This window comes from Paenibacillus pinihumi DSM 23905 = JCM 16419 (assembly GCF_000422505.1).
Taxonomy (GTDB): Bacteria; Bacillota; Bacilli; order Paenibacillales; family Paenibacillaceae; genus Paenibacillus_D; species Paenibacillus_D pinihumi.
Genome location: NZ_KE383865.1, coordinates 647,986 through 670,823, shown reverse-complemented (window position 1 = coordinate 670,823; position 22,838 = coordinate 647,986). Strand labels below are relative to the sequence as shown.

Genomic DNA, 22,838 nt, shown 5'->3' with positions numbered 1-22,838 from the left:
CCTCATCACTTTCCATTGCTCCGATACTGCCTGCGGTACTGGCTCGGGGACAAACCGGTATTTTTCTTGAACACTTTACAAAAATAGCTGTGATCCGAATAACCGACCAAACCGCTAATTTCGGAAATGGGGGCATCGCCTGCCTGAAGCAGTTCCTCTGCCTTGCCGATTCTCACCTTATGTAAATAGTCCACGAATCCTTCTTCATTATGAGTAGAAAAATAGCTGGACAGATAGGATGGATTAAAGTGAAAATGCTTCGCAACTTCAGTTAGCGTCAGCGGATCGGCATAATGATTCTGTATATACTGCAATAGCTTTTTAATATTTTCATTACTGGAATCGGCCGCTTTACTGGCAATACAATGCTCGGCCTCGGCAATAAAATCATCCAGTATCCCCAGAGCTTCGTTAGCACTGCGGGACTGTTCGATCTTTTTAAAGTATTCGTATTTGCTTGTCTCTAGCGATTTGGAGTTGTATTCCATATTGCTGAGCAGCACCGTCATATTGAAAATAAGATTGCCCAAAAAAGATTTGAATTCAAACACATCCAGCGTATAGCAGGCAGCCATCGCAGATACATGATCACGCAGTTCGCCAAACGCTTCGTTAAATTGCCCCCATTTAAACGCTTCAGTAAGCTTATTTAATAGGAAAGGTTGTGGAGCGGGTCTCGGCTGCGGCAGCTCTTCAAAAACCAGAACATCAAGTTCTGGCAAATAAAATGCATACTGGAGCAGTTTTAGCAGGGAATCGCGGTAAACCGATGAAAGCTCTTCCAATCTGCTGAATACGGGACTCACGGCTACCGCTCCTCCATTGGCCGAAGTTCTGTTCTTCACCATCTGGAGCGCAGCGCTCATAGCCGTTTCATTCCCATTAATAAGCCATGCATGGGCAGTTCTCTCTTGCGGCTGAGGAAGCAGCACCTGCACCGACTGAGGCAACTCTGTTAACCGTTCTGCAACTCCGCGGTCATTGCTCCCAACCAGCCTGAAATGAGCATGAGGAAAAAATTGCTTCACTTCCTCCACCCGAAAACTCGATTCGAAACCGTTCATGAAGCTATCGAGCAGCCGCTCCATGGTCAGGCTTCGTTCTCCCCCGCCCTGGCCGGTCTGAAGTGCTGGTATGCGCTTTGCCGTTAGCTTCAATACAGTCAGCAAATGCTGCATATCCAGTTTTGGCTTCAGAATATAGTCGGCCACGCCGCTCTGGAAGGTGGATCTCACATAATCGAATTCACCGAAGCTGCTAAGCACAATAACTTCAATATCCGGGTACCGGCTTTTAATCTCCTTGGTCAATTGCTCCCCATCCATAATCGGCATGACGATATCCGTCAGCACAATATGCGGGCGCAGTTCCTCAATGCGCTCCAACGCCTCCTGTCCATTGGAGGCTTCGCCTGCAATATGAAAGCCTTCTCGTTCCCAATCTATAAAATACTTGATACCTTGACGGATAAGAACCTCATCATCCACAATCAGCACCTTGCAGTAACCGGCAGTTTGCATGCCTGCACCTCCTTGTAGAACATATCTATATCCATTTCATTTGGCTCAAAATCGAAATCAGTGGTTGACACGGAACTCTGAAGCAACACTGCGAGAAAGAGGGGACTTCCGATCGCTGTTGTTCCCAGATTTCCTCTATTCCTCCCTGTAGGTGGTTGAAATCCGCGAACAAAGGCGACCGCTACGCTTCTCCAGCCTCCCTCTTTCTCTCCGTTCAAGCTACTTACAGCGGTTAACCACTAATTCTTAAGTTAAGTCTTTCATTTCACTATTTTGTTGAACAGTAATCGTTTCAGCATCCTGATACGGATACGAAGCCGCATGGCTTCCGTTATGGGAGCATCGTACAGCTTTAAGACCTATCTGTCAAATAGCATGCCGGGCTTCGCCCTCTCAATCCTGAAACCATAATCATCATCCTAAACTCAGCTGCCGAAGATAGATTGTATCACAACCTTTAGCCTGGAATCTAACGGCAGACTGTACCAGATTTAGCTCAGGATGATTGGACTCTCAAGCTCTTCCAACGAGGGATTGTGGAAAGCGGCGGTTATAAGAACATATAGAAAAAGAACCAGGGATGCGCTCCCCGGCCCTTTCATTATGCGACACTTACACTTTTATAAATTACCGTATTACTTCATCATGTTCTTCGTCTAATTGATAAATTTCTATGTCTTGAAACTTCTCCTGCACCTTGAGAGCAAGTGACCTCACTCCGAATATCTCGGTAAATGTGTGGCTTCCAACAATAAGATTCATATTGATGAATTTGGCATATTGAGTCGTATATAATGTTTTCTCACCAGTAATATAGACATCACAATTGTTATGCAATGCCTCCCTCAATTGCCCTGTATTATTTCCTGCCCCGGTTACCATTCCGATTCTTCTAATTTCTTTATTGGTATGCTGTTGAACATATACTTTTTCCCCTAATAAATGGGTCATTTCCGTTACCAGTTGTTCCATTGTAATTGGAGTGTCAAGCTCGCCAATCCCTACCGTACTTTGTCCTTCTGCATGGTGAGTTTGCTGGGTGATATTATGGGCCCCCAACAATCGGAGCAAGGAGTTGCACGTACCAAATTCAACATAATCCAGAGGCAAATGAATATAAAAGTGCGCAATATGATGCTCTTTTAAAAGTTCCACGCATCGTTCCTTCATGCCATAGACAAACTCCCATGCATCATGGTGGGTAATTATCAAATCAATATTCTTCTCTGCAGCCTGCAAGATAATCTCCGGGGTAATGTTCGTGGCATAGCCTAATTTTTTGTAATTTGCGGATGTAAAATTGCAATACCCATACTCATCATTCTCATTAAAATCCTCAAGTAATTGACCAAATAATTCTTCAATACGCGAGCTGAATTGTTGAAGATTCATCAGTGGTTCCCCCCAGGATAATTATTTCAGGCCCAACGCCAAATTTATTAAAGTAAAAAATGAGCAAGACCTTATATCAAAATGAATATAAGGTCTTGCTCATTTAAAATCAATTAATCAACGGCTTTATATGTGCTGATGCTTTGTTAAACTGTTTAATAAAAGCTTGCGATTCATCATATTTATCTGGTAATTCTAACATAAATAAATTAAGCTGTTCCTTTAGCTTAAGATGAGCTTCAAGATTAAAAGTTTCTTTATCCGATATTTGACTTCTTACCTGTGATTGATAATGAGAACTTAACAAAAACAAATCGTTTTTTATCGTTGTTGATTTTTCTATAGAATCAGCGTGATCTAATAAAAAATTTAATCGCTGGTTCACAAAAAGCATATACGTATAAACATCAAACATGCTGACGGACTTTTCGTCTCCAGATGCTTCAGAAACAGTATCTAGTGCCTTATTCAAGGTCTGGACACTGGAAATAAAACTCTCATAGAACTCTGAAGTTGTCTCATCGTTGCTCTTAAAACCGGATCTATTCATAAAAAGTACCAGTAACAAAATAACAATAAAAACAATAGCAAAGATAATGATTTTAGAATATCTCTTCATATATTTAATTTAATGTATGACTAACAGACGCTTCGTCCGACCAAATTTTTATAGGTATAACTGAGTTAGTCGCATACATTCCATATTGTACTCTTGCATGGGCAGAAACATTAATTCTGACTCCATTCAATACCCGGAAATTGAACTCCGTAGTAACGCCTGATTTATTTCTGGATCCTATCTCTTGGTTAGCATTTCTCCAACTAATGTTATTCGATAAGCTGGCATTTGTAGGATTCAAGAAGGTTAGTGTAGCATCCTTTGAGTTGGAAAGATTCTGAGAAGTTCCAGAAGTAAGTCCATTAGAAAACACATTCAGAATATTCCCTATTAAACCCACCCCAGGTACTCTATAATCCAGTAAATCAAAAATTGTTGTATCTACTGAGTAACTGCTAACCCTATGACCCGGATTCGTACTAAATATATCAAAATGCTCTCTGCTATTTGCCGTGGTTGCTTTCATCTTTGTTTCTACTGCAGAAACTGTAGCGGCGTATCTGTTGCCATAATGAGCTTGAACCGTGTCAAGTCTTGCCCAGGCTTGTACTTTTGTCCTTCCTTGCCTCTTGTCAGAATCCATAACCGATGAAGTGGACATTACTACAGTACTCCAATCATTGATTGCAGAATTTCCTCCATTGAATTTGTAACTATAAGCATTTCCTTTATGATGAAGTTGTAAATTCGCGGAAGCAATTGATGATGAGGTTGTCATTACCGTAATTGCAGCAATACATGAAATAACAATTTTTTTCATTTGTTTAGATTTAATCATTAGTTTTGGACCTCCTCAACATTAGCTTGGCTCCAAATAATGTCGTAAATCTCTTGTGTTCCAAAACTGTCATCACCAAAAGGTAATACCACAGGCCCATCCTCAAGTGTTCCTATAGTTACAAGAAAGAACTCTTCACCTGTTTCAACAATTTTTGTAAAACCAATTGTGGTTGGAAGCGTTTTTCCACTTTCATCTGCAATTTCAGTTTCAAAACTTCCAGTTAAAAGATTGTGATTATTGCTGAGTACATGATGTGAAACTAAAGAGCTTTGAATTGATAAGTTATGCGTCTTTCCCTCAATAATAATTTCTGCAGTACCATCTTTGCCAACATAATAATCTCCATCTTTGTTAACCGCTTGATTAACAGTGATAGAACTGATGCTTCTGGATTTAAAACTGTTATCTAGTCCTAACAGATTTGCCGTTTCGCTATTTCTTTCATATTCAAATCCGGGCGGTGTTTTTTCCGGATTATAGTTTTCACTCATACTCAGTGTAATCGTGCTTGATGCATCAAAAGTTTCCGGCTTGGAAGATCCGGTTGCCAATAGTAAACTAAGACTTGTAACTACGGCTAATCCAACAACTCCCCCCATTGTAACGATAAATTTCTTTTTTTTCATTAATATACCACCTTTCTTTTGTTATTGGTTTATTTTAGTATACCAAGCAAACCGCTTTCAAGGTATTATATGTAAAAAAATATGAACACCTTGTGAATTGTATGTATTTTCACTTTGGATTTTACTTAATAACTTTCGCAGCTATTAAAAAACCTCCTGCCCCGGTTATAAACCGATGGCTCGGAGATTTTTCTCTATTTGACCAGCGCCTTCACGATATCATCCACTTTCATTCCGTCTGCAATAGGACGCTTTTCATCCACGTCTCGAAGTTGACCTCATAATATGCAATACCGGTTCCATCCTTTGGAAGCATCACATACGAAATGTCCGGCAGCAGTATGAACCAACTTCCCGGCCCCATCAGGTGTCCCCGGCCTTTTGTCTCCAAATTTCCTTCTCCAGTAGCAATAAGAATAAGCCGGAAATATTCATTTTGATCCCGTACAAGATAATCGCTGGCTTCAAACCGCCAGTCTACATAATGATAATCATTCCCAATTAGTAGTGTGACAGATTGTCCTCTGATCGAACATGTTTACTCTAGTCCTGTCCCTTCTTCAAAACCAAGCATAATATTCATATTTTGAATGGCTGCACCCGAAGCCCCTTTCCCCAAATTATCAAATCTGGTGACAAGCAATATGCGATCTTGATGACCAAAAACAAAGATGTCCAAATTATTCGTATGATTGCATTGCATGAGATTGAAGAAACCTTCTTCCAAATATGCACCAGAGTCATAGGGAATAACCCGGATAAAACGTTCATCTTTATAGTAAGAGGCCAGCAGTTGCTGAATATCTCCGGCCGTGACATGCTTTAAGAACATGCCGGGAAAGAGGGGAATCGTCACGGCATCGCCTTGATAGTAGTTCCCGACAATTGGAGTGAACAGCGGGGCCGAGTTTAGCCCTGAATATAGCTGCATTTCTGGGAGGTGCTTGTGGTCCAGGTGAAGCGCATATGGCCGTGGTGCGAAAAGCTCTTCTCTATTTGAACTCTCATATTGGGAGATCAGACTCTTGCCTCCGCCGCTGTATCCCGTAAGTGCAAAACAAGATACAGGGTATTCGCTTGGTATGATTCCTTCAGATATTAAAGGGTGCATGGCCAAAATAAACCCTGTCGCATGGCATCCCGGGACAGACACCCTGGACGAATGCCTGATTTTATTTCTTTGATATTTATTTAATTCCGGCAATCCGTATGTCCATTCCTTGTTAGTCCTGAAAGCAGTGCTTGCATCAATTATTTTGGTCTTGTGATTAGTTACCATAGAGACGGAATCCCTGGAAGCAAAATCCGGGAGGCAAAGGAATACGACATCAGCTTCATTGATTAACGCCTTGCGGACTTCGTAATCCTTTCGCTTTTCCGGCTCAATTTTCATTACTTCTATGTTAGGAATTTTGGATAAGTGATCATGGATTTTCAAGCCTGTCGTCCCTTCCTGCCCATCCACAAATATTTTATATTTCATTTTCACACTCCCTATCATTTATGTATTTGAATAATTATACATTTATAAGTATATTAATTCAATTCTTTGTTGATTTGCCCTTCCTATTTTTCAAGAGGTCAAAAAGGGGCAGTGACAGGTCTCCTGCTTCCTGCCACTGCCCCAAAGCATACTTTTGCCAGCGGTTATCCGCCATGGCCCGAATTTTCCGAAGTGACAGCATTGGTCTTGAACCGACCCGCTCCTTTGATTGGAAGCAGGGCGGTTTTTTGGATGCTGCACCATATCTTCATCATGTTTCCGGCCTTGCGGTTCACTAGGAATCATCAGTTTGGCGTGATATAATTCATTTAGCATAAGGAGGTGAACCGGTTGGAACTTTATATTGAACTGGCCCATTTTTTCTTTTCCATCGGACTTGCCTTGTCTCTTGCGTTCCTTCCTTTCATGCTCCTGTCTGCGAAGGGAATCCAATGGAACTATAAGGATGCCAATACTGACGCTATTTGTATTGTACCGGGCAGACTGATACTGCCTACGCACATGCATCGCTGGATTTCCCGTACTATAATGCGCAAGGAAGCGCCTGACGATGATACAGACTATTCTCCCCTTGTTAGTTGTATAACAACAAACAGGGAGGATTTACATGAAATCAAAAAGACGTTTATTTACTTTGCTCGCCCTAATGATGATGATTCTGATACTTGGCGGATGCTCGGCAGCAGACCCGCATAATCCTATTAATGCCGAATCGCCGGGTATATTCAACCACTATCTGATCTATCCATTTTCGCTGCTGATTACTTTTTTCGCGAATTCGTTTGACGGAAGCTACGGCCTGTCGATCGTGCTGATGACCTTCATTATCCGGCTCGCCATTATGCCGCTCATGATGAACTCCAGCAAAAAGCAGGCAAACATGAGAGAGAAAATGGCGGTGCTTCAGCCTGAGCTCAAGATACTTGAGGAAAAGTACAAAAACGCTAAAAGTCCGGAGAAGCAGCAGCAAAAACAAACGGAAATGATGCAGCTGTATCAGAAGCATCAAGTCAACCCGCTCAATATGGGCTGTCTGCCCATGCTTCTGCAGCTGCCAATTACACTTGCGTTTTACTATGCTATACAGCGCACACCGGAAATTGCCGCACATGACTTTCTCTGGTTTAGCCTTGGCCATCCGGACAAAATAATGCCGTTCATTGCAGCCGCTGTATATTTTGTGCAATTTCGCGTGTCGCAATCCATCGCTGCCCAGCAGCAACCCGGACAAAACAATCCCATGGCATTCATTGGGCTGCTGTCTCCGATTATGATGGGTGCCATTTCCTTTGCCATGCCAGCGGCACTGCCGCTTTACTGGTCGGTGGGAGGCATTTTCATTATTATTCAAACCATTGTATTGCATAAGATGTACTCCAAGCCAGCGAAGCAAAAGCTGGACACCTTGTCAAAATAGCATGCAGGAACAATTGCAAAAAGGACCTTCATCCGTTAGGGTGAAGGTCCTTTTTGCATTTCTTTAAGTCCGGACACGCTGTGCGCGTTTGCTTCCTGTGCCAAGTGTAAGCCCGAAGCACAGAATCAGGATGATTCCGGCAACCACATACGGGTAGTTCACATTCATATCGAACAGCAGTCCGGCTGCTGCCGGCCCGATAATATTTCCAAGGCTTGTAAAAGCGGAGTTGAGTCCGGCCACATAGCCCTGCTGTTCTTGTGCAACCATGGACATTTGCGTGCTAATAGCCGGACGCAAAATATCGATGGACAAGAATACGATAAAGGTGACGGCGAAGATCAGCCAGTACTGATGAACAAACAAAGTCAACAGGACGAACAGCCCGGCAGCGAGCAGGCAGAGCGTAATGACGAGCTTCTCGCCAAAACGGTTTATAATCCAGCTGAAAATGGTTAACTGAACCACCGCTCCTGCAATGGAGCCGAAGGTGATAATAAAGGCAATATCCTTCGGTGTGAAGCCGAACTTATGGTCGACGAACAGACCGAATACCGTTTCATAGTTGGCAAGTCCAAATGACATGACGAATACAATGATTAAGCTGATAAAATACGGCTCGCGGTAAGCGAAACGCAGTTGCTGAATGAGACTCTTTTTCGGCTCCGGTTTGGACACTGCATTTTTGCTGTTCTCATCCTCTTTCACAATGGACGGCAGAGATTCAGGCAGTACAACTGCAGTAATGATTGCAGCAATCAGACCGGCAACTCCGGCAGCATAAAAAGGGACGCGAATACCAAATTCGGCAATGTACCCCCCGATGCCGGGGCCAATGATGAAGCCTGTCGTAATCGCGGCATTAATAAATCCCATCCCCTTGGCACGCTCTTGCTCGGCCGTGACATCCGCCGCATAGGCCATGACTGCCGGCATAATCAGTGCGCCGCTAATGCCGCCCATCATCCGGGATACAAAGAGCAGCGCAGCAGATTCCGCTACACCGAATATAACCTCGGCACAGGCAAAGACCAACATTCCGGCGACGATCATGCGCTTGCGCCCGAAGGAATCGGACAGCCGTCCCGCAAGCGGAGAGAAAACCAGCTGCGTAAATGCAAAGGAAGCAACCAGCAATCCGGCGATCGTTCCATTGATATTCATCATGGTTATGAATTTTGGTATTACCGGAATGACCAGACCGATACCGGCAAAGACCAAAAATAAATTTAACATCAGAAGCAGCATAGCGCCCCGATTTTTGAATAATAAATCCATCTAATTATCCTCCAACTTATACTGAATGTTTGTTCAAAATACCCACAAAAAAATGACCGCCTGCTTCTGGCGGTAACTTCAGAATAATATCATAGCTGATTATAAGTGTCGAGTCATTTTCTTGGTCTCTCTTTCCCAAATGCCGGATTCTATATAAATCAATATCCTTCCATATTATTAACTCCTTAGCCAACGATCCTTTTAATTTAAGGCATCTGATCTCAAGGAGAGATTTGTTGTTCTTAACTCACTCATATTATAACTGGTTATGAGAAGCCTTTATTCATAGTGCGATGAACTATGTTAACGTGCTGAATGAAGCGTGTTTTATTTTTTTGGGGCATTCCGGGGTAAATTCGAACCCTAAGCGGCAAATGAACTCATGTTTATTTGCCGCTTTTTTGGTGGATTCCGAACATTCAAAAACTAATAAAGGAATGGTAAATGAATCGTTATACTCACCCTGCTTGCTGTTAGTCCCTTGTATGAGGGGGGCATTAGCTCTTCATTTGACTGATATGATGCATAATCGCATGATACAGAAATTCAGCCAGGTTTTCATCGCTAAATTGATTGATATAATTTTGGAATCGCGGATCGGATTTATACGTATTTGCAATACAGGTTAACATTTCGGAGTCACATCCAATCGTTTGCCCGAGAACACTTTTCCACGCTGTAATTAATTGCTGCACGTCATCGGAAGCAGGAGATTGGTGCACACAGGTTGCCATTTTTCTAAATATGCTTTCCATATTTTGTTCAAATTCCGAAAATAAGCTTGCTTGTTCATCAGGAGAGAGGTTCTCCAGGTTTTCCTCAAATTCCTTGTATGTTTTTGTGTCTCCGTAGATTAATTTGGCTTCATGGGCATATTGTTTTTGCAAGGGCAATATAGATGAATGCTTAAAAACACCCAGGTTGTAGACATCCTTCCCTGACACATACTCATCTAGTGCAGTCATTATGGTTTCTAATCTTTGTTTTTTTAACAGCAACGTCTGATTATGTCTTCTTAATAATTGCTGCTGCCCTTCCTTTGGAAGCTTCAATATTTCCTCTATTTCTTTTAGCGAAAAATCCATTTCCTTTAAAAATAAAATCGTTTGGAGTCTGGCTAAACCGTCCTGACCGTAGAGCCGGTAACCATTTTCCGCTATGAAAGTCGGTTTTAATAAGTTGATTCTATCGTAATAATGCAAAGTTCTTTTTGTAATGCCTGTAATTTGGACAATGTCTTTAACAGCTAATAACGGTTTCTTCATCCCAAAACCCTTCTACTTCCTTTAATATGAGATTGGCTGGAGTAATTGTAGCTTCACAGATCGTTTTCCCTGTTTTTTCTAAATAGTACTTGATTAAATGATATCCACAGGCATAGCCTGCACAATAAGGAATATTGACGGGTGTAAAATGCTGCAGCTTTGCCAACTCGTCCCCATAAAGGTACGGTGCAATTTGATCAAAGCCTGTTCGTTTCAATTGGTCCTTGAGCACAGGTTTAATTTGCTGATTCAGCGTCTTTGCATCTGTTTTCGATACCCAAGGGCCGAGCAGCTCTTCCCCAAAAATAGAAGTAGCAAAGTTTTCAGCCAACCCTTCACTTACAACCAGCTCACCTAATGTAACGGTATAATCCCACCCAATAAATTGATAACGAACATTATGGTTGCATTCATGGGCTAAGGCGGCCTTCATTCGGGGCATCGTGTACTCATTGGGTACAAGCGTGCACAACATATATCCGGGAATTCCCCCATCACCACTATATCCTTCATTGAGCATTAATGCAGGGCTGCCCGGACTCCCAAGCAGAATCGTGAACAAATAATCGGAGACACGGAGGTTTACGCCATTCGCTGTAAATAATTCAAGGCTGGTCTTCACAGCCGCTTCACACTCATCCCAAAAGGACTCGGACGAAATGAGCTCCAATTCGGTTGAAATCTTATTAGTCATCCCTTCTGGCGGGATGCCCATCATATTATGCAAGGTCATCACATCAAATCCCCCGGGCTCTGCCGCTTGAAAAGGAATCTGTTGAATCTCCCACTTCTTCATGAACGGAGCCAGCATTTCATGTCTGAATAATTCTGTCTTCTGCTCTTGTGGCGCCTGTACTACCTTACGATAAATTTGATCTGAGCGTAAAGCTCTTATTTTCATACTTTCCACCGCCTTTGTTAATAATTAAATTTCATTATCCACGATGACGTTACGTTACAGTCAAGACAAAAAACCGCAGCATTCACGCTGCGGTTTTGGGACAGCTCTGAAACTCAAATAAAAAATCCGGCAATCGTAGCCGATAGCCAGCTTACAAGCGTCGCACCATAAAGCAGCCGCAGCCCAAAACGGGCAATCGTGTCTCCCTGTTTCTCATTCAGCCCTTTCACTGCGCCAGCAATCATTCCAATGGATGAAAAGTTTGCGAAGGACACGAGAAATACCGAGACAACTCCAATTGTGCGGGCGGATAATTCGGTTTGTTTTCCAAGCTCAAGCATCGCTACAAATTCATTGGTTACCAGTTTGGTAGCCATAATGCTTCCCGCATCAACAGCTTCCTTCCAGGGCACGCCAATAAGAAAAGCGAATGGCGCAAAGACGAAACCAAGCATCTGTTGAAACGATAATCCGAAAATCCCGCTGAAAATGTTATTGATCAGGGCGACTAAAGCCACAAATCCAATTAACATCGCAGCTACCACAACTGCCACACGGAATCCGTCCATAATGTATTCACCTAACATCTCAAAGAAGGACTGCTTTTCTACAGTTTGCATCATCACAACATCCTCTTCTTTAGACACCCGGTAAGGGTTGAGCAACGAAACAATTACGAAGCCGCTAAACAGATTCAGAACAAGAGCTGTAACTACATATTCAGGCCGGATCATCGTCATGTAAGCTCCGACAATAGACATGGAAACCGTCGACATTGCGGAAGCGCACAGCGTATACAGACGCTTCTCCGATAGCAAAGGCAATTGCTTCTTTACCGAGATGAACACCTCAGACTGTCCCAATATTGCGGAAGCAACAGCATTAAAAGACTCCAATTTCCCCATCCCGTTCACTTTGCTCAGTACAAGCCCTACATACCGGATCACAAACGGCAGAATTTTCGTATATTGCAAAATCCCGATCAGAACAGAAATAAACACAATAGGCAGCAGCACGTTAAGGAAAAACGGATGGGCATCCGGATTGGCCATTCCGCCAAAAACAAAATCTACCCCTTCTCCCGCATAACTTAATAACCGCTCAAATACAGATACGAAGCCTTGAATCAAAAAAGACCCTATGCCTGTATACAACAGGGCAAATGCCAGTACAAGCTGCAAAGCGATCATAACAAATATCGGTCGATAGCGGATTTGGCCTCTGTCCTTGCTTGTGACATAGCAAAGGCCAAAAAGCACCAGCAGACTTAGAATGCCAATGATTATCCTCATTGTTGAGTTATCCTTTCATTTCCGGGTATATGGAGTTCGAAAAGCATCATTAAATTTCAGTATCTGCATCTGTTCTTATTTTTACTCTTTGTTCCAATTCCCAGCGGCTAATAATATTAGCGTTACCTCCCAAAAATGAATTTTTGTCTCGCCATCATTTGATCACCTCCTTTTTGAAAAAGCAATCCAATGCCTAAGCTGATTGACAGATGGAGCGCATGGTGGTATCCTCCAAACTAGCACTGCCACTTTTAGAGAGGCGAATTGAACGGAATAAGCTTCATTCTACTGAAACGGCATACCTTTTTTGAAAAAGCTCTTCAAGTGAAGAGTTTTTTCGATTTTCCAATAAAAACAAAGAAGTGATGAAAGCAATGGCGTACAAATGGCGAATGCTTGTGCAAAAATGGCTAGACAAATTTCTAAGCGGCGATTCGATGGATTCCGGCAAAATCATCGCATTATTCCTCCCGATCCTCATTGATCAGGCATTCATTATCGGACTTAATTTGCTGAATACCGCGATGATCTCCTCTTCAGGCGTAAATGCGGTCAGTGCAGTCAACATGGTGGATTCGCTTAATGTCTTCATGATCAACGTATTTGTGGCGATTGCAACAGGCGGAACCGTGGTAGTTGCACAGTATAAAGGGAGCGGAAATCCGCTGATGGTCTCCCGCGCCACAGCCAGCAGCATTACATCAGTCGCCGGCATCTCGCTCATCATCAGCCTCCTCCTTATAGCGCTGCACAACCAGGTACTCGGCCTGCTGTTCGGCTCCGCGACCCCGGAGGTACTGGGTGACGCCAAAGTCTATCTGATCGGAAGCTGTATCTCGTATGTGGGGCTTGGAATCGTTCAGGCCGTCTGCGGCTCTTTGCGCGGCATTGGCAAGACGCGGGCGTCGTTGTTTTTATCCCTTATCATGAATCTGCTCTATGTCCTGCTCAATATTGTAATGATCAATTTTATGCATATGGGTGTGCTGGGCATGACGCTGGCTGTGAACATAGCCCGTTTTGCAGGAGCAGCTCTTGCACTCATTTATTTGTTCAAATGGGATGCTACGCTTCATGTCCGGATTCGCGATCTGTTTCATGTGCCGATGTCCATGCTGCGCAAAATTTTGTTTATTGGCGTCCCGTTTGCCATGGAGCAGATGTTCTTCAATGGCGGCAAGCTGCTGACACAAGTATTTATTGTCGGGATGGGAACGCATGCCATTGCCACCAATGCGATCGCTTCATCGCTCGCGATGGTGTTCCAGATACCGGCGTCCGCCTTGTCGCTAACGATTGTGACCGTAGTCGGACAGTGCATAGGACGGGGCGATGTCAAAGATGCGCGCAAGTTCATTAAGGCTTTCCTATGGCTGGGCTCAGGCGCTCTGGCACTCGTTGGCATCGTTCTCATGCCGTTCTTTCACCCGCTGGTGAGTATCTTTAGTCCGCCAGCAGACATCATTGACGATATTTTCTGGCTGCTGCTGATGTCAACGGTACTGCAGGTACCGCTATGGTCGATCAGCTTTATCCTTCCAGCCGCTCTTCGGGCGGCCGGGGATTCCAAATTCACCTCCATTACCTCCATGCTGACGATGTGGTTGTTCCGAATCAGCCTTGGTTATGTGCTGGGCGTCTCATTGGGTTATGGACTGATTGGCGTTTGGCTGGCAATGAGTCTTGAATGGGGCGTACGCGGCGCCATCTTCCTGTGGCGCTTCCGGGGAACGAAATGGTATCAGCACCGTCTCATATAAAACGGGCGAATAATGCCAAAAACTCCGCTTCAATGAAGAAGCGGAGTTTTTGATATAATATTCCTTCATAATAACCACTTCCGGTTCGGGGATAAAGCCGTAATGCTTGTGTATAGCTTCCACCGCCGCTATATCTTACATAAATACGCACATTGTCTTCCTCACGGTAATCCCATTCTTCCCGGAAACAATTCACAGCAGCATCCGTTACGATTAGTTTCAAAATATTTCCCTCCCTGATACATCCCAATCCTGAATCGCGGTCAGCTTGCATTGTGAGCCAGCTTCGCTTTGACTATTCCATTTTTCTTAGACTTAGTAAACTTTTTTGTTTACTTATTATCATTATTTGATTTTGTCGGCTATTTGTCAACAGCAAAGATAAACATTGCTAATTGAAACCTATTCATCCTTCCTCCCGTCTAATCAACATATATTCATAAAGGTGGGATTAGATGGTGAAATTAATCGGGATGATCGTGATATTAAGCGGTTTGGTCTTCACAGGGGCTTGCGGGGGTAATCCAGAATCACAAATGGCTGCGAACACAGAGAGTCGTCCGGAGAATACAACTAATTTTAAAGCAGAATTATCGATAAATCTGGAATCGTATCAGAATCAATTGCCTGAAAGCGATCTCCCTGCACTTGATGTGCTCAAGAACAATCTTGCCGCTCTGATTGAGCATGACCACAAACTTTACAACTCCGGGTTTGTAAATGAAGATTTAGCAGATGCCATGAAATTTTATTATAGTGACCAATTCCAATATAAGTTTACAGATATCGAAAGCATGAAATACGATTTGCCTAACGAGCATGAGGTTCACATTACTGTTATCGGACAACGGCTGGATACAACAGCAGGGACAGTTGAGGATGTAAAAATGTTCTATGCCATTCAACCAAATAAACAAGGGGAATGGTTCATACATATGATTGATTAATTGGCGTCTCAAGCTAACGGATAAAAGAAAACCAGCTCATTTGTTAAATGAGCTGGTTTTCTTTATGGATTTAATATTTCATCAACAAGCTCGAATGAGACTCCATCAACTTTCCAGCCCTTTGATGTGAACACAAGCGTCACCTTGCGATATAAGGTTTGGCTCGTGCCATACTTGGAATCCGGCTCTGTGGACTGAATCAGAGTTGCTGTGTTTTGGTCCTTATACGAAATGGCCGAGGGCCAAATACGGGTAAATTTGCTATCATAGGCGAGTCCCTTATTTTGAATTATTGTATGGATAAATTTATCCGTGAAATACGGACTAAAATACGAGCGAATTTGCTTAATAGAGGAAATGTTGGTTGCTTCGTTCAACTTTTCAACAATAACTTTTGCCCGTTGCTCTGTAATCCGCTTGGACGATGGCACCTCGACTTTCCCCTGTTCCATACCAATGACAATCTTTTTTTCTGTTGTTTGAATCGTTGCCTGCAGCGCCTGCTGATTCCAGCTGACTTCCGCTCCCATCGCTTGGCTGACAAACCGCAATGGAACATACGTCCGTGATCCATTATACAATTTAGCAGGTACATCCAGCGTAACCGTCAATTGATTTACCTGTACTTGCGTCGAATTCAGAGTCAGCTTTACCGTGGTATGATCTTTGAAAATGGTCACCGTTTTGCTTTGCTGATCCCAGTTCACTTTTGCACCTAATTGCTCCGATACAACCCGCAATGGAATCATTAGCCGGTTATTCTCCAGCTTCCCGTCATTCAACTGAATCATTGCAGGATCTGCATAGCTGGAATCAGCAAAAACGGGTACAGTCAGCACCATCGAAGCCAGTAAAGCGAACATCCATTTTTTCAACATATATACCTCCAGAATTTAATCTATACATAAAGACGCCATTTTTTTGAAATGGTTGCACATGCAAGAATATCTTGGCATTGTCAGCTTTCCTGCTCTATTATTTACCGCCCCAAAACATATGCCGTTTGCCTTTTTTTTAATTTTTATGTTATTCCTCCAAGAATCTAAGAAACACTTCTCATATATTGCACTGAGATGGCACTGCAATTCAATTCATTGTTATGGAGGGATGAAGATGGGTGTAGTTGTGATTAATAATAGTTCCCCATTTTTATTTGGATACGATAGCCCGGCTCCTCGCGGAACGGGTACGACCAGCCTTTCAGGGGGGTTCTTCTTTTACTCCAACAATCCTGAATCCGTCTTAAATACCGCGACAGCAGATAGCGGCTATTATCTGAACCGGGCACCGGTTAAAGGAACAGGCCAAATCTATACTTGGCATTCTAACAAAACAGGATCAGCACTTACGAACTGCATTCTTATTCACAATCCAAACGCTTTCCCTGTAAGAATTACCTCATCTAATTATGGAACTACCAAATATGCAGGCGTGCAACCGGATTCGAATGCCTGGTTGTCTTTTTGGAACACAAGCATGAATTCCCCGCTCTCTGTAACGGTCCAACCAGGAGGCTACGGAAATATATTTTTACAAGGACAGATTCCTCACGGTGGCGTGTTTGGCATCATAGCCCGAGTAAGTGTCAAAAATGCTAATGATAACAGTGATGCTAGTGTAACCCTTTGGGATTTGGCCTACATTTCTAATTCTGGAAATGGAAATGCTGCTGCAGCTGTAGATGGAACGAACCGGGTTCGCGGTATCGGTCAAGGCGGATATTGGAATACAACGGTTTTCAATGCTCTATCCCCTACTGACTCTAAAGGGAGATATTATACACTTGCAGCTGCAGGGGATACTTTCAATGGAACGGATGTTCCTTGGGTAGCGGACTATAGCGGTTTAGCTTCAGGTGGAGTTTTGGGGAACTACGGGCAGCAAATCAATGTTACTTTGCCTATTTATAATAACAGCAATTCTTATCGCAAGTATCGAATTTTCATCGGAAGTACAGGCGGATCATTGTTTCCTTGTCTTTACTACAACGGAATTGGCTACCGCTACTCGCCAACCAATGAGTGGGGGAATATTTCAGGGTGGTATGGACTTGATATCCTGAAGGTAGGCGTGAATGGCAATTCCACCGTATCAGAATCATTCCAGGTTGTTGTGCCTGCTGTCTCCAGTGCTCCCTTGGCCATTGGTGCCCGAATCATTTCATAAAACTGTAAGCAGCCCCGATCGTGAACGGATTTGAGAATAATGTGCATTCCGAAACATTGGGGACAAATGATGATATCCGGGGTATACATGCAATGCTGCCGTTGCTGATATAAGTAGGCGGCAAGCCGGCCAGTGATTTTGCACGTGCAGGCACGCAATGGGGCGTGATCTCATGAGTTATGGACTATATGGCGCTCGACGCCAATGTGTCAGTTCCCAGCCCGGCATCTTTTTTTATCGTACAACTTACGAAACAACAACATCTCCGGACTGATCCTTACCTGAAACTTCAATTCAACTATCATTACAGTGCTGTATAGCGCAAAAATAAAAACCCTTCCGAAGAAGAGTTTGATTGTAGGGTATGATGCGGTCGAGAGGACTCGAACCTCCACGTCATTGCTGACACTAGAACCTGAATCTAGCGCGTCTGCCAATTCCGCCACGACCGCGTGTTATTGCTGAAGTACATAATTTATTTCCTTCAAGCGACTTTTATAGTATATCTAATATATAAACTGACTGTCAACCCCTAATCTGATTTTTTTCAATGGGCAGTAAAACCCGTGGATCAGTATCTGGCGGGCTTTACTGCCCATTCCGCTACAACGAGCCATGACTCGACGCGAACGGTTCGACAATGTCCCGAATTCTCTCCAATCCCTCCCACATATCACCTGGTCCGTCATAGATCAGCACATAAGGCCCCCGATACCCCGCTGCACTCACTGCACGAAGGCAACGCTCGAACTCCTCCTGATCAGGATGCCCGTTTTCATCGTAATGCGGCTTGGCATGCACCGATACCGAATATGGTGCAGTCATTGCCAGCTCGACGTATTTTGCTTGCCCTTTGAAGTTTCCGAAGTCTGTAATTATTCGAACCGCGTCCCCCGCAACGCGAAGCAGTTCAAGGCAATTTTCTCCAGTCGAAGTAAGCGCTTTGAAATTTTCTGTTACAACTCTTACTTGCTTGTCTGCTGCAAAATACCCAAGCTCAGCAAACAAACGGGCAGACTGCTTCAACGCAGCTTGATTTGTCGGTTCAGCTTCCCCAGCAACAATACGAATCTGTCTGGCACCACACCGGGATGCTGTCTCTATCCAATTGCGCATCAGCTCCAGGTCAGACTCCACTCGTTCAGGATTGCCCGAAGTTAAATCACCGTAATCGAGCAGCAGCGTATCGAATGAAATCCCTGCCTCACGGAATGACTCCCGGAGCCGGGCACAATATTCCGGTTCCACGGACGGGAAATGAAAATGACAAATCTCCACTGCTTTGAACCCCCGGGCCGCGGCTTCCTGCGGAAGCTCCAGCAATGTCATCACTTCAGGCTGATCCTGCTGTGTTGTACGGTGTGTGCCCGTCTCCTCATCCCAGATAGTCCAGCGCAGCGGCCCCAATAAACGATGCAGACTCCAGGTACTGACTGATAAGTATGACAAAATGATCCCGCCTTCCTTGCAAAGTATGCTTCCATACATTCAGACTAACACGCTTTGGGTCAAATGCCATTGCTCAGATTTGCTCTTTCTTTATGCAATTGTTCAATTCATTGCAAAATTCCCTTTATAAAAATCCCCCTCCATCCATCAGCATTCCGTTCAGCTCATGCGGAATGCCATTCAAACTGGTAGATGTGAGGGGATCTGATTGTTAATAAGTTTCCTTTTTCCCATCTTAGGCTTTCTTGTTCCGGCACCATTCAGTGTGACCCAACAGCCCTCGCATCGTTGAAAGATACTGCTCCTCTGACGCGGTCCATCTCAGCTTTGCCATCTCTTCCACATCCGGTCCCGCAAGGTAACGCAGTCTGTTTGAAGTATCGGAGGCAGCAGCATACACTTGATCAGCGACTTCTTGCTCATTTGCGTACTCAAACGGATAATGAATCATCGATTGCATCATACAAATTTCTCTTTTGATGAAAACGCTGGAAAAGCTCAACTACAAGCTGGCTTTAATTGATGCCCAGGAAAACAGATTTGATAAGCTCCCCTAACATAGATGGTAAAATCATTCCCTGAAAAATATTCCACAACAGTGCTTGACCAATCCCCCCGAATCGTGATATATTATTTTCTGTTGAAAACAACATGCGGTCGTGGCGGAATTGGCAGACGCGCTAGATTCAGGTTCTAGTGTCAGCAATGACGTGGAGGTTCGAGTCCTCTCGACCGCATCCTAAATTGTATTCAAAGCCCGTATTTTGCTTATATAGCAGAGTACGGGCTTTTTATTTTGCAAGAAAAGCCGGATACGCTCCTCTAGAAAAATATCGTGACCATCGCTTCCTAAATTGTTGTTGTTCAAATACGACTGGTTATCCCCCAACGAGTGCCTCAGGAAAGCCTCTATATTTCACTTCATTTAGACTATCCCGTTTGCCGCGTTCACAAAATGTCCACAAATATCCACTTCAAAAAACCTTTTCACCCGCCGAAATATTATTGTGTTTAAATCCAATGAAATCCATTTGATTGAAAAATGTGGAAAGCAATGAATGAAAGGCACCGAACACCAGCTAAAAAGGAGTATAGACATGATGAAAAGATCGATTGGATTAGTTCTAACCCTAATTTTATTATGGGGGTCTTCTGTATCTGCGGAGAATAATTACAACTGGATTGAAGGCGGGAAAAAGATATCTTTGGGAAGTATGGCAACTGTGGACCTGAACGAAGAGTTTACATTCCTTGATGGGGCCGACACGATAAAACTGCAAAGAGATTGGAACTTCAAACCATCCGGCAAGGAGATCGGAAGCATTCATCCGCTTGATGAGAATCAAAATTGGGTCGTGTACTTCGAATACGAGGAATCCGGTCATATTTATGATGACGAGAAAAAAAAGATCGATGCCAATGCCATTTTGAAAAGCTACAAGGACGGATCGGAAGAAGCAAACAAAGAGCTTGAACCAGAAAGCCGCCTTTATGTAGCCGGGTGGGACGTGGAGCCTTTCTATGACGACAAGACGCATAACTTGACCTGGTCCATGATGTTTGAGAATGAAGCTAAGGAACCCCTTGTTAACTATCATGAACGCTTGTTAACGAGGGAAGGCTATATTTCCGCCATTCTGGTCTCTGATCCTGCTGAGCGGGAAGCCAACCGGGTTACGCTCGATACTAAAATAATGCCCAAGCTTCAAGTCAATGAAGGAAAACGATATGTAGATTTCATTGAAGGAACAGATAAAGTGTCTGAGTATGGACTTAGCGCACTTGTGCTCGGAGGCGCAGGGCTGGCAGTTGCCAAAAAAGCAGGGCTCATCGGTTTGATAGCCGCATTCGGCAAAAAATTTATCTTCATCGTCATAGCAGCTGTAGGTGGCATTTTTGCACTTATCAAGAAAATGCTGACCAGAAAAAAGGAATCCGCCATTCCCACAGGTACCGATGATCAGTCATCTGCTTCTTGATAAACACTCAAATACGGGGGGTTAAGAAATGAATTGGGGATTAGCCAGATTTATAAATAGAAAAATTGGTTTGTATGCCCTTCGACCAGCAAAACGAAATGAATATGGGGAATTGGTCATTACCGCAGGCAAAAATCAAAAAATTGTCCGACAGGCAGCGAAATTTACCACCCTTTCGCTTTTCGCCATTTTTGCTCTAGCCCTTTTGTTTATAGAAAGCACAGAGCTCAAAACAAATATTGGCGGAATATGCGTCATTGCCGGATTGCTGTCCGGCATGATGTGGGCGTCCATCTCTTCCACTGAGACCATAGTCAATGATGAGTCTATCACTGTCAGACTCCGGAGCAAAGTCGTAAAAATAGATTTTAAAGACGTTCTGGCTGTGTCTGTCTCCAAATTTGGAGGCGGACACATTATCATTCATGATATCAATCAAGAGATCGTAATCCCGGTCGACTGTGAAGGCAGCCTGGAAGTGATCCACTTTATCACCGAAAAGATCGGCCAGAAGCGCTGTGCACAGGTGATCCAGTATGCCAATAACAAAAGACAACAGCTTGAGTTCTGGGTATAAACCTGGTCTGGTTAAGCCGATTTTCTTCAAAAGGTTCAATAACAAAACGAGTGCCCCAAGCTTCGGAGCACTCGTTTGCCTTTCATGGCTGTTGTATCGCTTTAAAAAACTTTAATTGGGATTCTCCCCCACATACCGGTTGCGCGATGCTCCAAGACCAAATATGAGGAGCAGAATAGCCGCGCCAAGCAGCACATATAGCGGAGTAGACCAGCTATGCGTCACATCATGCAAAAATCCGAACAGGACCGGACCGGTCCCGGCGAGCAAGTAACCACAGGATTGTGCCATTCCGGAAAGTTCTGCTGCTTCCTGGGCATTCCGGGTCCGCAATCCGAAGAACATTAGCGCCAGCCCGAATGCAAAGCCAATGCCAATACCAAGCAAAATGATCCATATCACAATAGCACCGGCACTTCCATACAACAGACCCAAAATAGCACTTACAACAAATAAAAATGACAGAACAACCAAGGGGCGCTGACTGGACATACGTCCGGCGATAATCGGAACAATGAACGTTAAAGGGAGCAGCGCCAATTGCAAAATGGAAAGCAGCCAACCGGATTGATCTGCAGAAATACCCTGTTCGGCCAAGATATCCGGTAGCCAGGCTGCCGTAACATAGAAGAGCGTTGATTGCAGTCCCATGAAAAACGTCACCTGCCAGGCTAATGGCGAACGCCACAAATTCACTTTATCTCTGGCCGCATGGACCGTAGCGGAAGTACGATTCTCACGGCGTTTCACCTGCGGCAGCCATAACAGGACTGCAATCAGACTCATAATTCCCCAAACGGCTAATGCACCGCTCCACCCCATGCCGAGTCCGACTGCCATCGGCACACTAATCCCGGAGGCGATTGCTCCGCACAGATTCATTGAAATCGAGTAGATCCCCGTCATCATACCCAGTTTATGCGGAAATTCACGCTTGATCAGACCGGGCAGCAGCACATTGCTAACTGCGATCGCAAGCCCTAAAATAGCTGTCCCCGCGAAAAGGCCTATTGCGCCTGATAGTGAACGGATGACAATGCCTGTGGTGAGCAGAATAATGGATGCGAACATGACCTGCTCGATCCCGTACTTTCTGCCCAGCGCGGGCACAAATGGCGAGAAAATAGCAAAGGCAAACAACGGTAAGGTCGTAATCAGCCCTGCCAAGGTATTAGAAATATGCATAGTTTCACGAATAAGGCCAATTAACGGTCCTACTGAAGTTAACGGCGCGCGCATAGTGGCAGCAATGAAAATGATTCCCGTCAATAATAGCCATGGAGTCAGGGTACGCCCCTGGAAATTTGACTTTGGTTGGGAACGGTCTTGATTCGACGTGCTCATGAAGTTATCCTCCTGCTGGTC

The 22,838-nt window shown here is 44.1% G+C and carries 22 protein-coding genes and 2 tRNA genes; 7 read left to right on the top strand and 17 right to left on the bottom strand.

Annotated features, from left to right (window positions below):
- Window positions 1-5: 5 nt before the first annotated feature.
- The 7 genes from H583_RS0123360 to argC form a co-directional block, all read right to left on the bottom strand.
- On the bottom strand, window positions 6-1,520 hold the full coding sequence (locus H583_RS0123360) for a response regulator transcription factor (RefSeq protein WP_028562592.1): 1,515 nt from the start codon (window positions 1,518-1,520) through the stop codon (window positions 6-8).
- Window positions 1,521-2,147: 627 nt separating this feature from the next.
- Complete coding sequence (locus tag H583_RS0123355) at window positions 2,148-2,912, bottom strand: Nif3-like dinuclear metal center hexameric protein (protein ID WP_028562591.1); 765 nt, start codon at window positions 2,910-2,912, stop codon at window positions 2,148-2,150.
- Between the two features lie 109 nt (window positions 2,913-3,021).
- Window positions 3,022-3,462 (bottom strand): hypothetical protein, encoded by a 441-nt coding sequence (locus H583_RS0123350; RefSeq protein WP_154665964.1) that lies wholly within the window; start codon window positions 3,460-3,462, stop codon window positions 3,022-3,024.
- A 73-nt stretch (window positions 3,463-3,535) separates the two neighbouring features.
- Window positions 3,536-4,309 (bottom strand): hypothetical protein, encoded by a 774-nt coding sequence (locus H583_RS0123345; protein ID WP_028562589.1) that lies wholly within the window; start codon window positions 4,307-4,309, stop codon window positions 3,536-3,538.
- Window positions 4,309-4,938, bottom strand: coding sequence for a hypothetical protein (locus H583_RS0123340; RefSeq protein WP_028562588.1), 630 nt, complete (start codon window positions 4,936-4,938; stop codon window positions 4,309-4,311). The genes H583_RS0123345 and H583_RS0123340 overlap by 1 nt, the downstream gene beginning before the upstream one ends.
- Window positions 4,939-5,167: 229 nt before the next feature.
- Window positions 5,168-5,440 (bottom strand): AraC family ligand binding domain-containing protein, encoded by a 273-nt coding sequence (locus tag H583_RS37670; protein WP_281170137.1) that lies wholly within the window; start codon window positions 5,438-5,440, stop codon window positions 5,168-5,170.
- Window positions 5,441-5,476: 36 nt separating this feature from the next.
- Window positions 5,477-6,421 (bottom strand): N-acetyl-gamma-glutamyl-phosphate reductase, encoded by a 945-nt coding sequence (gene argC, locus H583_RS0123330; RefSeq protein WP_028562587.1) that lies wholly within the window; start codon window positions 6,419-6,421, stop codon window positions 5,477-5,479.
- A gap of 628 nt (window positions 6,422-7,049) precedes the next feature.
- Here argC and yidC point away from each other — a divergent pair.
- Window positions 7,050-7,859 carry a membrane protein insertase YidC gene (gene yidC / locus H583_RS0123320; protein WP_028562585.1) on the top strand — a complete coding sequence of 270 codons (810 nt, stop codon included), beginning with the start codon at window positions 7,050-7,052 and terminating at the stop codon, window positions 7,857-7,859.
- 63 nt (window positions 7,860-7,922) lie between these two features.
- On the opposite strand, the gene H583_RS0123315 is transcribed toward yidC, so the two are convergent.
- The 4 genes from H583_RS0123315 to H583_RS0123300 form a co-directional block, all read right to left on the bottom strand.
- Window positions 7,923-9,137: an MFS transporter gene (locus tag H583_RS0123315; RefSeq protein WP_028562584.1), complete on the bottom strand. Its 1,215-nt coding sequence runs from the start codon at window positions 9,135-9,137 to the stop codon at window positions 7,923-7,925.
- Between the two features lie 497 nt (window positions 9,138-9,634).
- A complete protein-coding gene (locus H583_RS0123310) occupies window positions 9,635-10,402 on the bottom strand; it encodes a MerR family transcriptional regulator (protein WP_028562583.1) in 768 nt (255 codons plus the stop codon).
- Window positions 10,377-11,303, bottom strand: a complete 927-nt coding sequence (locus H583_RS0123305) for a DUF2268 domain-containing putative Zn-dependent protease (protein ID WP_028562582.1) — start codon at window positions 11,301-11,303, stop codon at window positions 10,377-10,379. The genes H583_RS0123310 and H583_RS0123305 overlap by 26 nt, the downstream gene beginning before the upstream one ends.
- Window positions 11,304-11,416: 113 nt before the next feature.
- Complete coding sequence (locus tag H583_RS0123300; protein WP_028562581.1) at window positions 11,417-12,595, bottom strand: NupC/NupG family nucleoside CNT transporter; 1,179 nt, start codon at window positions 12,593-12,595, stop codon at window positions 11,417-11,419.
- A 374-nt stretch (window positions 12,596-12,969) separates the two neighbouring features.
- Here H583_RS0123300 and H583_RS0123295 point away from each other — a divergent pair, with 374 nt between their 5' ends.
- Window positions 12,970-14,355 (top strand): MATE family efflux transporter, encoded by a 1,386-nt coding sequence (locus H583_RS0123295; protein ID WP_081667451.1) that lies wholly within the window; start codon window positions 12,970-12,972, stop codon window positions 14,353-14,355.
- On the opposite strand, the gene H583_RS35590 is transcribed toward H583_RS0123295, so the two are convergent.
- On the bottom strand, window positions 14,348-14,578 hold the full coding sequence (locus H583_RS35590; protein WP_028562579.1) for a hypothetical protein: 231 nt from the start codon (window positions 14,576-14,578) through the stop codon (window positions 14,348-14,350). The genes H583_RS0123295 and H583_RS35590 overlap by 8 nt on opposite strands.
- 232 nt (window positions 14,579-14,810) lie before the next feature.
- Between H583_RS35590 and H583_RS0123285 the strand changes: the two genes are divergently transcribed.
- The gene (locus H583_RS0123285) at window positions 14,811-15,302 is read left to right on the top strand and encodes a hypothetical protein (RefSeq protein WP_028562578.1); all 492 of its coding nucleotides are present in this window, start codon (window positions 14,811-14,813) and stop codon (window positions 15,300-15,302) included.
- 62 nt (window positions 15,303-15,364) lie between these two features.
- On the opposite strand, the gene H583_RS0123280 is transcribed toward H583_RS0123285, so the two are convergent.
- Entirely contained in the window at window positions 15,365-16,180 is an 816-nt protein-coding gene (locus H583_RS0123280; RefSeq protein WP_028562577.1) for a stalk domain-containing protein, read from the bottom strand.
- Window positions 16,181-16,415: 235 nt separating this feature from the next.
- Here H583_RS0123280 and H583_RS0123275 point away from each other — a divergent pair, with 235 nt between their 5' ends.
- Window positions 16,416-17,468, top strand: coding sequence for a hypothetical protein (locus H583_RS0123275; RefSeq protein ID WP_028562576.1), 1,053 nt, complete (start codon window positions 16,416-16,418; stop codon window positions 17,466-17,468).
- A gap of 368 nt (window positions 17,469-17,836) precedes the next feature.
- On the opposite strand, the gene H583_RS0123270 is transcribed toward H583_RS0123275, so the two are convergent.
- The 3 genes from H583_RS0123270 to H583_RS0123260 form a co-directional block, all read right to left on the bottom strand.
- Window positions 17,837-17,920, bottom strand: a tRNA-Leu gene (locus H583_RS0123270).
- A 151-nt stretch (window positions 17,921-18,071) separates the two neighbouring features.
- On the bottom strand, window positions 18,072-18,917 hold the full coding sequence (locus H583_RS0123265; RefSeq protein WP_028562575.1) for a sugar phosphate isomerase/epimerase family protein: 846 nt from the start codon (window positions 18,915-18,917) through the stop codon (window positions 18,072-18,074).
- A gap of 235 nt (window positions 18,918-19,152) precedes the next feature.
- On the bottom strand, window positions 19,153-19,380 hold the full coding sequence (locus tag H583_RS0123260) for a hypothetical protein (RefSeq protein ID WP_028562574.1): 228 nt from the start codon (window positions 19,378-19,380) through the stop codon (window positions 19,153-19,155).
- A 190-nt stretch (window positions 19,381-19,570) separates the two neighbouring features.
- Here H583_RS0123260 and H583_RS0123255 point away from each other — a divergent pair.
- The 3 genes from H583_RS0123255 to H583_RS0123245 all read left to right on the top strand — a co-directional run bounded on the left by H583_RS0123255 (window position 19,571) and on the right by H583_RS0123245 (window position 21,473).
- Window positions 19,571-19,654, top strand: a tRNA-Leu gene (locus H583_RS0123255).
- 360 nt (window positions 19,655-20,014) lie between these two features.
- Window positions 20,015-20,896, top strand: a complete 882-nt coding sequence (locus H583_RS34000) for a DUF2167 domain-containing protein (protein ID WP_036710543.1) — start codon at window positions 20,015-20,017, stop codon at window positions 20,894-20,896.
- Window positions 20,897-20,924: 28 nt separating this feature from the next.
- Window positions 20,925-21,473: a hypothetical protein gene (locus tag H583_RS0123245; protein WP_028562573.1), complete on the top strand. Its 549-nt coding sequence runs from the start codon at window positions 20,925-20,927 to the stop codon at window positions 21,471-21,473.
- Between the two features lie 111 nt (window positions 21,474-21,584).
- Here the strand turns inward: H583_RS0123245 and H583_RS0123240 are convergent, their stop codons facing one another.
- Complete coding sequence (locus H583_RS0123240; RefSeq protein WP_028562572.1) at window positions 21,585-22,817, bottom strand: CynX/NimT family MFS transporter; 1,233 nt, start codon at window positions 22,815-22,817, stop codon at window positions 21,585-21,587.
- Window positions 22,818-22,838 lie beyond the last annotated feature (21 nt).

Excerpts from the sequence above, each read along its gene's own strand:
- H583_RS0123360 (WP_028562592.1), bottom strand. The coding sequence starts at position 1,520 with ATGCAAACTGCCGGTTACTGCAAGGTGCTGATTGTGGATGATGAGGTT.
- H583_RS0123355 (WP_028562591.1), bottom strand. The coding sequence starts at position 2,912 with ATGAATCTTCAACAATTCAGCTCGCGTATTGAAGAATTATTTGGTCAA.
- H583_RS0123350 (WP_154665964.1), bottom strand. The coding sequence starts at position 3,462 with ATGAATAGATCCGGTTTTAAGAGCAACGATGAGACAACTTCAGAGTTC.
- H583_RS0123345 (WP_028562589.1), bottom strand. The coding sequence starts at position 4,309 with ATGATTAAATCTAAACAAATGAAAAAAATTGTTATTTCATGTATTGCT.
- H583_RS0123340 (WP_028562588.1), bottom strand. The coding sequence starts at position 4,938 with ATGAAAAAAAAGAAATTTATCGTTACAATGGGGGGAGTTGTTGGATTA.
- argC (WP_028562587.1), bottom strand. The coding sequence starts at position 6,421 with ATGAAATATAAAATATTTGTGGATGGGCAGGAAGGGACGACAGGCTTG.
- yidC (WP_028562585.1), top strand. The coding sequence starts at position 7,050 with ATGAAATCAAAAAGACGTTTATTTACTTTGCTCGCCCTAATGATGATG.
- H583_RS0123315 (WP_028562584.1), bottom strand. The coding sequence starts at position 9,137 with ATGGATTTATTATTCAAAAATCGGGGCGCTATGCTGCTTCTGATGTTA.
- H583_RS0123310 (WP_028562583.1), bottom strand. The coding sequence starts at position 10,402 with ATGAAGAAACCGTTATTAGCTGTTAAAGACATTGTCCAAATTACAGGC.
- H583_RS0123305 (WP_028562582.1), bottom strand. The coding sequence starts at position 11,303 with ATGAAAATAAGAGCTTTACGCTCAGATCAAATTTATCGTAAGGTAGTA.
- H583_RS0123300 (WP_028562581.1), bottom strand. The coding sequence starts at position 12,595 with ATGAGGATAATCATTGGCATTCTAAGTCTGCTGGTGCTTTTTGGCCTT.
- H583_RS0123295 (WP_081667451.1), top strand. The coding sequence starts at position 12,970 with ATGGCGTACAAATGGCGAATGCTTGTGCAAAAATGGCTAGACAAATTT.
- H583_RS0123285 (WP_028562578.1), top strand. The coding sequence starts at position 14,811 with ATGGTGAAATTAATCGGGATGATCGTGATATTAAGCGGTTTGGTCTTC.
- H583_RS0123280 (WP_028562577.1), bottom strand. The coding sequence starts at position 16,180 with ATGTTGAAAAAATGGATGTTCGCTTTACTGGCTTCGATGGTGCTGACT.
- H583_RS0123275 (WP_028562576.1), top strand. The coding sequence starts at position 16,416 with ATGGGTGTAGTTGTGATTAATAATAGTTCCCCATTTTTATTTGGATAC.
- H583_RS0123260 (WP_028562574.1), bottom strand. The coding sequence starts at position 19,380 with ATGATGCAATCGATGATTCATTATCCGTTTGAGTACGCAAATGAGCAA.
- H583_RS34000 (WP_036710543.1), top strand. The coding sequence starts at position 20,015 with ATGATGAAAAGATCGATTGGATTAGTTCTAACCCTAATTTTATTATGG.
- H583_RS0123245 (WP_028562573.1), top strand. The coding sequence starts at position 20,925 with ATGAATTGGGGATTAGCCAGATTTATAAATAGAAAAATTGGTTTGTAT.
- H583_RS0123240 (WP_028562572.1), bottom strand. The coding sequence starts at position 22,817 with ATGAGCACGTCGAATCAAGACCGTTCCCAACCAAAGTCAAATTTCCAG.